Source organism: Agromyces sp. NPDC058136 (genome assembly GCF_042884375.1).
Classification (GTDB): domain Bacteria; phylum Actinomycetota; class Actinomycetes; order Actinomycetales; family Microbacteriaceae; genus Agromyces.
This window is the reverse complement of the sequence record NZ_JBHVUA010000001.1, coordinates 1,127,388-1,141,408: the sequence shown is the minus strand read 5'-3', so window position 1 is coordinate 1,141,408 and position 14,021 is coordinate 1,127,388. Positions and strand designations below refer to the sequence as shown.

The window sequence follows — 14,021 nt, the reverse complement described above, 5'->3', positions numbered from 1 at the left end:
AGCCAAGGAGGTCGATGTGCCCTTCCTCACCGACGAGGGCGAACCGCTCGCCGAGCTCGGCCTCGCGCAGCGCCCGACGGATGCCGCGAGCTTCGAGCTGACCGCGGCGCTCGTGTACCTCGACCCCGAGACGGGCCGACGCTTCCGGGTCCCGGCCCGCGGCGAGGCATCCGACCCGTTCGCCGGGGCCGCGACCGATCTCGCCTCGGTGCCGACGCCGCTCTGGGGCATGATCGCGAGCTACGGGCGCCAGTCGGCGCCGGCCGTGCTGCACGACGCCCGATCGCGGGCGGCGGCGGCGCTCGGCGACCGACGGGCGGCGCTCGCGCAGCGGCGCGACGACGACCGGGTGTTCCGCACCGCGCTCCGCGAGCAGGGGGTGCCGCTGCTGCGTGCGCAGTTGATGTGGGCCTGGGTGTCGGCCGACCGCGAGCGCGAGTTCGGGGGAGCGCGGGGGTGGGCCCTCGTCGTGCAGTCGGTGCTCGGTGCGCTCGTGCTGCTCGCGGCCGTGGTCGCCGCGTTCGCGAACCCGTTGTGGCTGCTCGTCTGGCCGGCGGTCGCCGTGCTCTCGCTCGTGCACGGGCGGCTCGCCGGACTCGTCGCGACGCTCACCTTCTCGCTCGCCCTGTTCGGTCCGCTCGTGCTGCTGCAGCTCGCGGCGCTCGTGCCGTTCCGGCTCGCCGAGGCGGCCGTCGAGCTCGTCACCGGCGGTCGACCGGGGGAGGTGTGGCGGCCGACGGTTCGGCCGCGGCGGGAGAGCGGCGGCGAAGTTCAGGGTTAACCCTGATCCCTACCAGGCACCCGGCTCTCCGTATCGTGGTCAACGATCACCGCCGCGCACCGCAGGGGGAACTGTCAGCGCGGACTCCCGGTGATCCCAGGCCGGCCAGCGTCTCGTACCCGAATACGAGGCGCGGCCGGCTTCCCTGTTCCACCGGGCACGATCCCGGTTCGCGCACGAAGCCCGAGCGAACGAGAGGATCGGCCATGGCCGAATGGATGAGCGCGCCGCTGCGGGCCGAACGTGCGCCGAGCGATGCGCCGCCACCAGCCGATCTCTTCCTCGTCGCCGTCGCGGCGATCGGGGCGAAGCGGATCGAGCACGACTGGCTCGGCGACGCACTGGGCCGCCATGACCGGCTCGGCGACGGCCAGCAGTACCGTCGTCGCTTCACCGCCGGGGACGTGTGCTGGTCGAGCCGCACCGGCGCGCACGAGGTGCACGGCCCCGTCGCAGCGCGTTGGGCGTCGCTCGGCGCCGAAGCCTCGGTGCTCGGGTTTCCGACGACCGACTCCGGTCCCGTCCGCCGGCCCGACGGAACAGAACGCCCGGGCGGTCACGCGCACTTCGAGGGCGGTTCGCTCTACTGGACCCCTGAGCTCGGCTCGATCGTCGTGCGCGGCATGGTGCGCGACATCTGGGCTCTGCTCGGCTGGGAACGCGGGGCGCTCGGCATGCCGGTCGACGACACGACGATCGACGACGACGGCGTGCAGTCGGCGCGCTTCGAGCACGGCCGGATCGTCTGGTCGTCGGCGGGCGGCGCGGGCGTCGAGATCATCGGCGCCGAGGCATCCGATGGGGCATCCGACGCGGCGGGCGTCGCCGCAGCCGCGACGGGCGCGCTCGACCCCGCGACCGAGCGACGCCTCGGGCGGCTGACGCCGGCGTTCGCCCCGAACGACTGACCGCGGCGGCGACGGCTCGGCGGCGCGCCCGTGACAGACTCGACGGGTGACCCAGCCCCTGCTCGACCGCGTGCCCCGTCCGTACGACGCCGATGCGATGTACGACGCCTTCGTCGACTGGGCGGGCGACCGCGGCCTCTCGCTCTACCCCGCGCAGGACGAGGCGGTCATCGAGATCGTGTCGGGTGCGAACGTGATCCTGTCGACGCCGACGGGCACGGGCAAGTCGCTCGTCGCGGTCGCCGCGCACGCGACGTGCGTCGCCCGCGGCGGGCGCACCTACTACACGGCGCCGATCAAGGCGCTCGTGAGCGAGAAGTTCTTCCAGCTCGTCGAGATCTTCGGGGCGTCGAACGTCGGCATGGTGACGGGCGACAGCTCGGTGAACTCCGATGCGCCGATCATCTGCTGCACTGCCGAGATCCTCGCGAACCTCGCGCTGCGGCACGGCGCCGACTCCGACGTCGACCAGGTCGTCATGGACGAGTTCCACTTCTACGGCGACGCCGACCGCGGCTGGGCCTGGCAGGTGCCGCTCATCACCCTGCCGAAGGTGCAGTTCATCCTCATGTCGGCGACGCTCGGCGACGTCGACGACATCGCCGCCGACCTCTCGCGCCGCACCGGCAGGCAGACCGCGCAGGTCACGGGCGTCGAGCGGCCGGTCCCGCTGCACTTCTCGTACGCGAAGACCGCCGTCCAGGAGACGGTCGAGGAGCTCCTCGAGACCCGGCAGGCGCCGATCTACATCGTGCACTTCTCGCAGGCGGCCGCGATGGAGCGGGCGCAGGCGCTCTCCTCGATCCGGGTCGTCACGCGCGAGCAGCGCGACGAGATCGCCGAGGCGATCGGCGGGTTCCGCTTCACGACGGCGTTCGGCAAGACGCTGTCGCGGCTCGTGCGTGCCGGGATCGGCGTGCACCACGCCGGGATGCTCCCGCGCTACCGCCGACTCGTCGAGACCCTCGCCCAGCGGGGTCTGCTCCGGGTCATCTGCGGCACCGACACCCTCGGCGTCGGCATCAACGTGCCCATCCGCTCGGTGCTGATCACCGCGCTCTCGAAGTTCGACGGACAGCGGATGCGCCAGCTCAGCGCCCGCGAGTTCCACCAGATCGCGGGGCGCGCGGGGCGCGCGGGCTACGACACCGCCGGCACCGTCGTCGTGCTCGCGCCCGAGCACGAGATCGAGAACGAGACGGCCCTGCGCAAGGCGGGCGACGACCCGAAGAAGCTCAAGAAGGTGGTGCGCAAGAAGGCGCCGGCCGGCTTCGTGACGTGGAGCGAGACGAGCTTCGAACGGCTCATCGTGGCGGTGCCCGAGGCGCTCACCCCGCACCTGAAGCTCACCGCGGCCATGCTCATCAACGTGATCGCGCGGGGCGGCGACGTCGTCGGCGACATCCGCGCCCTCGTCTTCGACAACCACGAGAGCCGGTCGCGGCGGTTCGAGCTCGCACGGCGCGCGCTCGAGATCCTGCGCACCTTGCGCGACGCGGAGGTCGTCGTCATCGCCCCCTCGGCGGATGCCACGGGGCATCCCCTCGGCGTCGAACTGCACCTCACCGTGGACCTGCAGCCGAACTTCGCCCTCAACCAGCCGCTCTCGCCGTTCGCGCTCGCCGCGATCGACCTGCTCGACCCCGACGCCGCCCCCGGCACCGGGATCGCGACGGGGCACTACGCCCTCGACGTCGTCTCGATCATCGAGTCGACCCTCGACGACCCGCGTCCGATCCTCTCGCAGCAGCAGTTCAAGGCCCGCGGCGAGGCGGTCGCCGCGATGAAGCAGGAGGGGATCGAGTACGAGCAGCGCATGGAACTGCTCGAGGAGGTCACCTGGCCGAAGCCGCTCGACGAACTGCTGCACCAGGCGTTCGAGACCTTCGCGTCGAGCCAGCCGTGGGTGCGCGACTTCGCGCTCTCGCCGAAGTCGGTCGTGCGCGACATGTTCGAGCGCAGCATGTCGTTCGGAGAATACGTCTCGCAGTACCAGCTCGCCCGCAGCGAAGGGCTCGTGCTGCGCTACCTCTCCGACGCGTTCCGCGCGATCCGGCAGACGGTGCCCGACGATGCGAAGGACGAGGAGCTGCTCGATGTGATCGAGTGGCTCGGCGAGCTCGTGCGGCAGGTCGACTCGAGCCTCGTCGACGAGTGGGCTGAACTCATCGACCCGTCGAAGCACCTCCCCGAGGACGGGCAGCCGGTCGTGCCGCCCGCGCCGCCCTCGGTCGTCACGAACCGCCGCGCGTTCACGGTGCTCGTGCGCAACGAGCTGTTCCGACGGGTCCAGCTCGCCGCGCTCGAACGCGACGAGGAGCTCGCCGAGCTCGACCCCGAGGTCGGCTGGCCCGGCGTGCTCGACCGCTACTACGACGAGCACGACGAGATCGGCACGGGGCCGGCGGCGCGCTCGCCGCGGCTCGTCGCCATCGACGAGTCGGATGCCGCGAGCGGGATCTGGCGGGTCGAGCAGACGATCGACGACCCCGCCGGGGATCACGACTGGCGCATCCGCGCCGAGGTCGACCTCGAGGCCTCGGCCGAGGAGGGCGCGGCGGTCGTGCGCGTGACGGAGGTCGTGCGGCTGTAGTCCTCTCCGGCGGTCGAGGAGCGAAGCGTATCGAGACCCTCAGGCGGGCGCGGAGTCGGCGCCAGCCCCTTCCGCTCCCGGTGACGCGAGCCTATGCTGCTCTCATCGTCTGCCCGATACCCGACGGCGGCGAACGCGAACGCCGAAGCGAGCATCGCGAACTCCGGCATCGTCATGCAGAGGAGATCATGCAATGAAGCAACGTTCCCCCGGCGCAGAACCCGCTCGCGCCGATGCCGTCCGGAGGGCGCCCCGTCGCGTCGTCGCGGTCGCCGCACTCGCCACGGCGTCGGCCGTCGGCCTGTCGCTCCTGGGCGCCGCGCCGGCGCACGCCGTACCCGTGACCCACACCATCGCCCAGGTGCAGGGCACCGGCTCGGCCTCGCCGGTCGTCAACACGCCCGTGACCGTCGAGGGCGTCGTGACCGCGGACCACCGCGTCGGCGGCTACGCGGGCTTCTACCTCCAGACCCCCGGTCCCGACACCACGCCGGGCGCATCCGACGGCATCTTCGTGTCGGTCGGCGCCGCGTCCACGCCCGCCTTCGCGATCGGCGACCTGGTGCGCGTGAGCGGGCTGGTGCAGGAACAGGGCACGGTCACTCGGATCAACGCCTCGGGCGCGGGGGCGTCTGTCGAGGTCGTGCAGCTCGGAGTCGGCTCGCCGGCCCCGACCGCACTCGCCGCGACCGTGCTCGGCAGTGCGCGCGAGGCGTTCGAGGGCATGCTCGTGCGACCGACGGGCACGTACCGGCTCGTCTCCACGCACAACGCGCAGAACTTCGGCGAGATCTGGACGAGCGCCGGCAGCGCCATGCCCGTCGAGGCGTTCGAGACCGGCGCGCCGGGCTCGACGACCGCGAACGGCGTCACCACGGCGAACAACAACGCGCGGCTCCTCCTCGACGACGGCTACAGCATCCGCGTCGACAACGCGGCGCACCCCGGGGACCAGCCGTACCTCACGAAGAACACGGTCGTGCGCAACGGCGACACCGTGAACTTCCCCGCCGGCGGCGGCGTGCTGAGCTTCGAGTTCAACCAGTGGCGCGTGCAACCGCCCACACCGCTGAACGACGCGAGCCCTGCGGCGTCCAAGCCGACATTCACCGCGGGCAACCCGCGCCCCGCCACGGCGCCCGCCGTCGGCGGCGACATCACGGTCGCGGCGTTCAACGTGCTCAACTACTTCACGACCCTCACGACGCAGAACCCAGAGGCGCGCGGCGCCACGACGGCTGCGGAGTTCGCGATCCAGAAGTCGAAGATCGTCACGGCCATCAACGGCCTCGACGCCGACGTCGTCGCCCTCCAGGAGATCGAGAACTCGGTCAAGCTCGGCGAGAAGGCCGACGAGGCGCTCGCCGACCTGGTGGCCGGCCTGAACACCGCCGCGGGCTCGCGGGTGTGGGACTACGTGCGCACCCCCGACGCGCTGAAGGACGCGGCGATCACCGACGTGATCACGAACGCGATCATCTACAAGCGCGACGTCGTGAAGCCGTCGGGCGAGGCCAAGACGGTCATCGACGAGACCGTGTGGGACATCGCGCGCGAGCCGATCGCGCAGACGTTCAAGTACGGCAAGTCGTTCGTGACGGTCGTCGCGAACCACTTCAAGTCGAAGTCGAACAACCCGGCCGACCCGACGCCCGAGACCGGACAGGACCCGTACAACGGCGAGCGCGTCGAGCAGGCGCAGTCGCTCCTGGCGTTCGCGAACACGCTCTCAGAGGGCCGCAAGAACGCGGTGTACCTCGTCGGCGACTTCAACTCGTACGCCAAGGAGGCCCCGATCAAGGTCTTCACCGACGCCGGCTGGAGCGACCTGCTCTTCACCTCCGCGCGCGGGCAGTACACGTACACGTTCGACGGCGAGCTCGGCTCGCTCGACCACGTGATCGCGTCGCCCGCGGCCGCCGACCGGGTCACCGGCGCCGGCGTCTGGACGATCAACTCGCCCGAGTGGTCGCAGCGCGAGTACTGGGGCACGGCCGCCGAGGCGGGCACGCCCTACCGATCGAGCGACCACGACCCGATCGTCGTGGGCGTCGGAACCCAGCAGCTGCCCGGCACGGTCGACATCGACCTCGTCACGGTGAACGACTTCCACGGGCGCATCGAGCAGGCCACGCCGTCCGGCGGCATCGCCGCACTCTCGACCGCGGTCAAGCAGATCCGAGCGGGCAACCCGAACACGATCTTCGCCGCCGCAGGCGACATGATCGGCGCGTCGACGTTCACGTCCTTCATCCAGCAGGACACGCCGACGATCGAGGCGCTGAACGCCGCCGGCCTCGACGTGAGCGCCGTCGGCAACCACGAGTTCGACCAGGGCTTCGCCGACCTCACCGACCGGGTGATGCCGCTCGCGCTCTGGGAGTACCTGGGCGCCAACGTGCGCAACGCCGACGGCTCCGCCGCGCTGCCCGAGTACTACACCCAGACCTACCAGGGTGTGACGATCGGCTTCATCGGCGCGGTGACGGACGAGCTCCCGTCGCTCGTGAGCCCCGCGGGCATCGAGGGCCTCGTCATCGAGGAGCCGACCATCGCGGTCAATCGCGTCGCCGACCAGCTCAGCGACGGCAAGCAGGAGAACGGCGAGGCCGACATCGTGGTGCTGCTCGTGCACGAGGGCGCCGCGACCACGTCGCTCGCGTCCGCGACCGACCCCGCCTCGCGCTTCGGCAAGATCGTGCTCGGCGCGAACGACAACGTCGACGCGATCGTCTCGGGTCACACCCACCTCGCCTACAACCACGTGATCGACGGGCGACCGGTGATCTCGAGCGGGCAGTACGGCGAGCGCTTCTCGGTCATGGACATCACGTACGACAAGAAGTCGAAGTCGTTCACGATGAAGAACGAGATCCGCACCCTCATGGACGGCACCACGGCGCTCTACGCCGACGACCCGGCCGTCAAGCCGATCGTCGACGAGGCCGTGGCCGTGGCCAACGTGCTCGGCAGCGTCGAGCTCGGCACCGCGACCGCCGACTTCGGTCGTGCTGTGGCGGCGAACCCCGTCGGTGCGCCGTCGTTCCCCGAGAACCGTGGCGGCGAGTCGACGCTCGGCAACCTCGTGGCCGACGTGCAGCTCTGGTCGCTCAACTCCGACCAGCCGCGCGGGGTGCAGATCGCGTTCATGAACCCGGGCGGCCTGCGGGCCGACCTGGCGAGCGGATCGGTGACCTACCGCGAGGCCGCCGACGTGCAGCCCTTCGCGAACACCCTGGTGACCCTCAAGCTCAAGGGCTCCGAGGTGAAGCAGGTGCTCGAGCAGCAGTGGCAGCCCGCGGGCGCCTCGCGTCCGTTCCTGAAACTCGGCGTCAACAAGGAGTTCACCTACACCTACAACCCGCTGGGAACGCCGGGCAACCGCATCACCGAGATGTTCCTCGGCGGGCAGCCGATCGACCTGGGCGCGACCTACACGATCGGGGCGAACGCGTTCCTGGCGGCGGGCGGCGACAACTTCACCGCCCTCACGCTGGGCACGGAGAAGGCCGACAGCGGCAAGGTCGACCTCGCCGCGATGGTCGACTACTTCGCCGCGGCCCCGGCCAAGACGATCACGCCCGACCCGGCGCAGCGTGCGGTCGGCGTGGCGGTCGTCGGCGACGGCACCTACGCGCCCGGCGAGACGGTGACGGTGAACCTGTCGTCGCTCGACTTCAGCCGCACCGAGCCGGCCGCGGGCACCGTCGAGGTCCGGCACGGCGCCACCGTGCTCGACACCTCGCCGGTCGACCGGGCTTACACGCCGACGGTCGACGAGATCGGCAAGGCGACGGTCGAGTTCCAGGTTCCCGCGGGGCTCTCGGGCGTGCAGCGGTTCGCCGTCGTCGTTCCGAGCACGGGCACGACGAGCTCGTTCACGCTGAACATCGGCTGACCCCGACCACGACGGCCCCGGGCGCGAGCCCGGGGCCGTCGTGGTGTCGGGTGCGGCTCGAGGTCAGGAGAGTGCGAGCATCGCCGCCGCAGCGAGGGCGAGCACCAGCCCGGCCCACTGCACGGGCGCGATCCGCTCCTTCAGCACGATCGCCGCGAGCAGGATCGTGCCGGCCGGGTACATCGCCCCGAGCACGGCCGCGACGGCGAGGTCGCCGGCGCGGATGCCGAGGAGGAGCAGCGTGTTCGCCGCCGCGTTCACGACGCCGCCGGCGAGGGCGAGTCGGATGCCACGGGCGCGGCCCCGTGCGGCGGCGTCGACCGGTTCGGCGTCGGCACGCGGCATCCGCTCGCGCAGCGAACGGGCACGCAGCGCGAGCCCGCCGGCGACCGCGAACATGACCACCGCGGTGACGATGCTGTTCACGAGCAGCGGCGCGAGCCCGCTCTCGTCGGAGGTCTGGTCGATGATGATGAAGAACGCGCCGATCGCGGTGCCCGAGCCGACGCCCATCACGATGCCCGCGAGGCTCGGGCGGACCGCGCCCTTCTCGGGCACGAACCCGACGAGCACGACGGCGACGAGGGCGAGTCCGAGCGCCCACGGCGCGAGCGGGCCGAGCACCTCGCCCGTCGCGAGGCCCCACACCATCGGCACGATCGCCGAGACGACGGCGGTGAGCGGCGAGAGGATCGACATCGGGCCGATCGCGAGGCACGCGTAGAGCAGTCCGATGGCGACCGCGCCGACCGCACCGGCGGCGGCGCCCCACCAAAGATCGGCCGGGCTCCAGACGCCGCCGACGAGCGGGGTGAGCACGGCGAGGGCGGCGACGCCCGCGAGTGCGGCGACGGCGGTCGAGAGGACGGCGCCGATGCGTTTGGCCGCGAGCCCGCCGAGGAAGTCGGCCGCACCGAACACGAACGCCCCGGTGAGCGAGAGCACGGCGGTCAGCATGGTCGGAACAGCGTATCGGGTGCGGGCGGAGGGCGGATCACGCTCATTCGCGCGGGCCAGAAGGGGGTGCGTGCTCATCTGAGCGGGACGCGTGAATTCCGCGTGAAATCAGGGCGAGCGGGCGATGGAAACCCCTTGGCAGTGTCACAGCGCGGCCATAGGCTACGGAACATTCGTCCTGCCGCACGGGCGCGCGCTCGGCGCGATCGCGAGGCGGCAAGTGGTCGTTCGATGAGGAGAGTCATGCAACGTCGCACAAGAAGCAGCCTGCTCGGGGTGGCCGCCGCCGCCGCGGGCGCGCTCGTCGCCGGCACGCTCGGCGCCGCGCCCGCGTTCGCCGCGGTCGACGGCACCGGGGTCGTGATCAACGAGGTGTACACCCGCGGGGGCAGCAACTTCCAGCCGTACTCGGGCAAGTTCGTCGAACTGTTCAACCCGACCGGCGCCGACGTCTCGCTGTCGGGCTGGTCGCTCCAGTACCGTTCGGCGACGAGCACCGGTGCAGCCAGCGGGGTCGGTGCGCTGAGCGGCACGATCAAGGCCGGCGGGTACTTCCTCATCGGGATGCCCGGCAACAACAACGGCAACGTCGGTGCCGCGCTTCCGACGGTCGACGCGTCAGTCTCCCTCAACCCGAGCGGCACGAATGGGTCGCTCTTCCTCGCGAAGACGGCGTCGGCGATCAACCCCGGCAACGGCTCGGTCGTGAACAATCCGCAGGTCGCCGACTACGTCGGGTTCGGCACCTCGCTGAACTTCGAGACGAAGGCCGCACTGTACGGCGACGGGGTCACAACTCCCGGCAACGAGGTCCCCGGAGCCATCGCTCGGAGCAACGGCGCCGACACCGACGACAACTCGAAGGACTTCAGCTTCAGCTCGACCCCGACCCCGACGAACTCGGGCGCCGGGCCGGTCGACCCCGAGCCCGACCCCGACACTGCGACGATCGCCGAGGTCCAGGGCGACGGCGCGGCGAGCCCGCTCGTCGGCAAGACCGTCACGGTCGAGGGCGTCATCACCGCCGATCACCGCACGGGCGGCTACAACGGCGTGACGATCCAGACCCCCGGCGCCGACACCACGCCCGGCGTCTCCGACGGGCTCTTCGTCTTCCAGATGCCCGCGGTCGGTGCGATCGGCGACCTCGTGCGCGTCACCGGCACCGTGAGCGAGTACTTCGGCCTCACGCAGATCACGACGAGCGCCGGCGGCGCCGAGGTCGTGACGGCAGCGGTCGGGGTCCCCGACGCGGCCGAGCTCCCCGCCTCGACCGTCGGCTCGGCCCGCGAACCGCTCGAGAGCATGCTCGTCGCACCGACCGGCTCGTACCTGCTCTCGAGCACGCACGAGGCGTACAACTTCGGTTCGCTGTGGATGGCCGCGGGCGACGCCCTTCCGGTCAAGAGCACCGAGCAGCTCGACGCCGGCGACAGCGCGAACGCGCAGGCCGCCGCCAACCGCGACCGCCTGCTGATCCTCGACGACGGCTGGGGCAGTGCGGTCACCTCCGCCGGTCACCCTGCCGAGCAGCCGTACCTCACGAAGGACGTGATCGTCCGCAACGGCGATCGGGTCATCCTGCCCAAGACGCCGTACGTGCTGAGCTACGGGTTCAACGCCTGGCGCCTGCAGCCCTCGACTCCGATCGACAGCGCGAGCCCGGCCTCGGTCAAGCCGACCTTCGAGACGCTCAACCCGCGCCCCGAGACGGCGCCGGTCGTCGGCGGCGACCTCCAGGTCGGCGTCTTCAACGTGCTGAACTACTTCACGACGCTCCAGAGCGAGAACGCCGCCGCGCGCGGCGCTGCCACGCCCGCGGAGTTCGCCCTCCAGGAGAAGAAGATCGTCAACGCGATCACCTCGCTCGACGCCGAGGTCGTCGCCCTCCAGGAGATCGAGAACTCCTTCAAGCTCGGCGAGGCCCGCGACGAGGCGACCGCGTCGCTCGTCGCGGCGCTCAACGAGGCCGAGGGCTCCGACGTCTGGGCGTACATCCCGACGCCCGCCGCACTGACGGCGGCGACGACCGATGTCATCCAGAGCGCGATCATCTACCAGAAGGCCGCCGTCACCCCGAAGGGCGACGCGCAGACCGTGGTCGACGAGAACGTGTGGGGCAACGCGCGCGAGCCGATCGCGCAGGTCTTCGAGCTGCCGAACGGCAACGACTTCTCGGTGGTCGCGAACCACTTCAAGTCGAAGAGCGGCACGGGCACGCAGCCGGCCGACGGCCAGGGCTTCTTCAACGCCGACCGCGTCGCGCAGGCGAACTCGCTGCTGACGCTCGCGGACTCGCTCGCGGCCGAAGCGGGCGAGGTCTTCCTCCTCGGCGACTTCAACTCGTACTCCGAGGAAGACCCGATCCAGGTGCTCACCGACGCCGGGTACAGCGACCTGCTGCCCGACCGCACCGACGACCAGTACACCTACACCTTCGACGGTGAACTCGGCTCGCTCGATCACGCGCTCGGCAACGCCGCAGCCGTGCAGGGCGTCACGGGCATCGGCCGCTGGGCGATCAACTCGCCCGAGTGGAGCGACCGCCAGTACGAGAACGGCTCGCCCGACGACGGCTCGGTGTTCCGCTCGAGCGACCACGACCCGCAGGTCATCGGCCTCGACAGCTCGAAGCTCACCGACGTCGTCGACATCAGCGTGATGACGATCAACGACTTCCACGGTCGCCTCGAGCAGGCGGCCCCGGCCGCCGGCGCCGCGGTGCTCGCGGGTGCCGCCGACGCCGTTCGCGCCGAGAACCCGAACACGGTCTTCGCCGCCGCGGGCGACCTCATCGGCGCCTCGACGTTCACCTCCTTCATCCAGAAGGACTCGCCGACGATCGCCGCGCTCAACGCGGCCGGACTCGACGTGAGCGCCGCCGGCAACCACGAGTTCGACCAGGGGTGGGCCGATCTGCGCGACCGCGTGCAGAACGAGGCGGCCTTCGAGTACATCAGCTCGAACGTCTTCCTCAAGGGCACCGACGAGACGGCGCTCGCGCCGTACTACACGAAGTCCTTCGAGGGCGTCACGGTGGGCTTCATCGGAGCCGTCACCGAGGAGCTGACCTCGCTCGTCAGCCCGGCGGGCATCGCCGAGCTCGACGTCCGTCCGATCGTCGCCTCGGTCAACGCCCAGGCGGCGAACCTCACCGACGGCGACCCCGCCAACGGCGAGGCCGACGTGCTGATCCTGCTCGTGCACGAGGGTGCGGCGACGGCCGACCTCGCGAGCTCGACCGACGCCTCCGTCTTCGGCAAGCTCGTCGCCGGTGTCGACCCCTCGGTCAACGCCATCGTCTCGGCGCACACCCACCTGCCGTACAACCACGTCGTCGACGGCCGCCCGGTCGTCTCGGCCGGCCAGTACGGCGAGCGCTTCGGCCTCATGAAGATCGAGGTCGACGGCAAGACGAAGGAGCTCCTCTCGATCAGCAACGAGCTGAAGCCGCTCATGTCGGCGCCCGTGGTCGGGCCCCCGCCGGTCCCCGCCAAGCCGCTCTACCCGGCCGACCCCGAGGTCACCGCGATCGTCACTGCGGCCGCGAACGCCGCCAACGAGCTCGGCAAGGTCAAGGTCGGCGACATCACCGCCGACTTCAACCGCGGCCAGATGCCCGGCAACACCGCGAACAGCACCGTCGAGGCACGCGGTGCCGAGTCGACGCTCGGCAACTTCGTCGCCGACGTGCAGCTCTGGGCCGCACAGCAGGACGGCGCGGCCGACATCGCGTTCATGAACCCGGGCGGCATGCGCACCGACCTGAAGTTCGCGAGCTCGAACGCGACCGACCCCGACGGCAACGTCACGTACCGCGAAGCGGCCAACGTGCAGCCCTTCGCGAACACGCTGTTCGTGCAGACGCTCACGGGTGCCCAGATCAGGCAGGTGCTCGAGGAGCAGTGGCAGCCCGCCGGGGCAGCGCGACCGTTCCTGAAGCTCGGCGTCAGCGCCGGACTCGAGGTCGTCTACGACCCGACCGCGGCGGCGGGGTCGCACGTGACCAGCGTGTCGCTGAACGGCGAAGCGCTCGATCCCGCGGCGGAGTACAAGGTCGTGGCGAACTCGTTCCTCGCTGCGGGCGGAGACAACTTCTTCACCCTCGGCAAGGGCACCGCGCGCGCCGACACCGGCAAGGTCGACCTCCAGGCGATGGTCGACTGGTTCACGGCGAACAAGACCGCGACGCCCGACCAGGCGCAGCGTTCGGTGGGTCTCGTGCTGCCGGCTCCGGCCAACGGCACCGCCTACGTGCCCGGCGAGACGGTCGAGCTCGCGCTGAGCTCGCTCGACTTCAGCACCAACGAGGTCGCCGCCGGCGAGGTCGCGGTGTCGGTCGGCGGCATCGCCGTGGGCACCGCAGCGGTCGACCGCACCGTCGTCGCCACCACCGACGAGGGCGGTCGCGCGAACCTCACGATCACGATCCCCGAGGGCGTCGGCGGCGCGCAGTCGCTCGCGATCTCGGTGGCCTCGACCGGTACCTCGGTCGAGGTTCCGATCACGATCGAGGAGCCCCCGGTGGTCGAGGAGACCGGCACCTTCGTGATCGGCCTGCCGAACAAGCTGATCGCGAAGGCGAACTCGGCGGTGCAGTACAAGGGCCAGGTCTTCGCGCTCGACGGTTCGAAGCCGGTCGGCACGCTGACCGTCTCGGACGGATCGACCGTGATCGCCACGGTCGAGGTGACCGAGCAGGACAAGGGCCGCTTCAGCGTCAAGCTGCCGAAGCTCTCGCGCGGCGTGCACGTGCTGAACGCGAGCTTCGACGGGGCGACGCCGTTCGCCGACTCGTCGGCGATCCCGGTGCCGATCCTCATCTGGTGATCACCGCCCGTCGGGCGAGCAGTTCTCCCTGACAGTGGGGCGGGCGGAGATTCT

At 71.0% G+C, this 14,021-nt stretch carries 6 protein-coding genes; 5 read left to right on the top strand and 1 reads right to left on the bottom strand.

What is annotated here, in order from left to right; genetic code table 11:
- Positions 1–16: 16 nt before the first annotated feature.
- The 4 genes from ACFVTX_RS05370 (at position 17) to ACFVTX_RS05355 (ending at position 8,180) form a co-directional block, all read left to right on the top strand.
- Positions 17–781, top strand: coding sequence for a DUF1353 domain-containing protein (locus ACFVTX_RS05370; RefSeq protein ID WP_386898524.1), 765 nt, complete (start codon positions 17–19; stop codon positions 779–781).
- A gap of 206 nt (positions 782–987) precedes the next feature.
- Positions 988–1,689: an LGFP repeat-containing protein gene (locus tag ACFVTX_RS05365; protein WP_386898523.1), complete on the top strand. Its 702-nt coding sequence runs from the start codon at positions 988–990 to the stop codon at positions 1,687–1,689.
- Between the two features lie 97 nt (positions 1,690–1,786).
- The gene (locus tag ACFVTX_RS05360) at positions 1,787–4,282 is read left to right on the top strand and encodes a DEAD/DEAH box helicase (RefSeq protein ID WP_386898737.1); all 2,496 of its coding nucleotides are present in this window, start codon (positions 1,787–1,789) and stop codon (positions 4,280–4,282) included.
- Positions 4,283–4,475: 193 nt separating this feature from the next.
- On the top strand, positions 4,476–8,180 hold the full coding sequence (locus ACFVTX_RS05355; RefSeq protein WP_386898522.1) for an ExeM/NucH family extracellular endonuclease: 3,705 nt from the start codon (positions 4,476–4,478) through the stop codon (positions 8,178–8,180).
- A gap of 63 nt (positions 8,181–8,243) precedes the next feature.
- On the opposite strand, the gene ACFVTX_RS05350 is transcribed toward ACFVTX_RS05355, so the two are convergent.
- Positions 8,244–9,137, bottom strand: coding sequence for an EamA family transporter (locus ACFVTX_RS05350; protein ID WP_386898521.1), 894 nt, complete (start codon positions 9,135–9,137; stop codon positions 8,244–8,246).
- Between the two features lie 243 nt (positions 9,138–9,380).
- On the opposite strand from ACFVTX_RS05350, the gene ACFVTX_RS05345 reads away from it, so the two are divergent.
- Positions 9,381–13,967 carry an ExeM/NucH family extracellular endonuclease gene (locus ACFVTX_RS05345; RefSeq protein WP_386898520.1) on the top strand — a complete coding sequence of 1,529 codons (4,587 nt, stop codon included), beginning with the start codon at positions 9,381–9,383 and terminating at the stop codon, positions 13,965–13,967.
- The last annotated feature ends 54 nt before the right edge of the window (positions 13,968–14,021 follow it).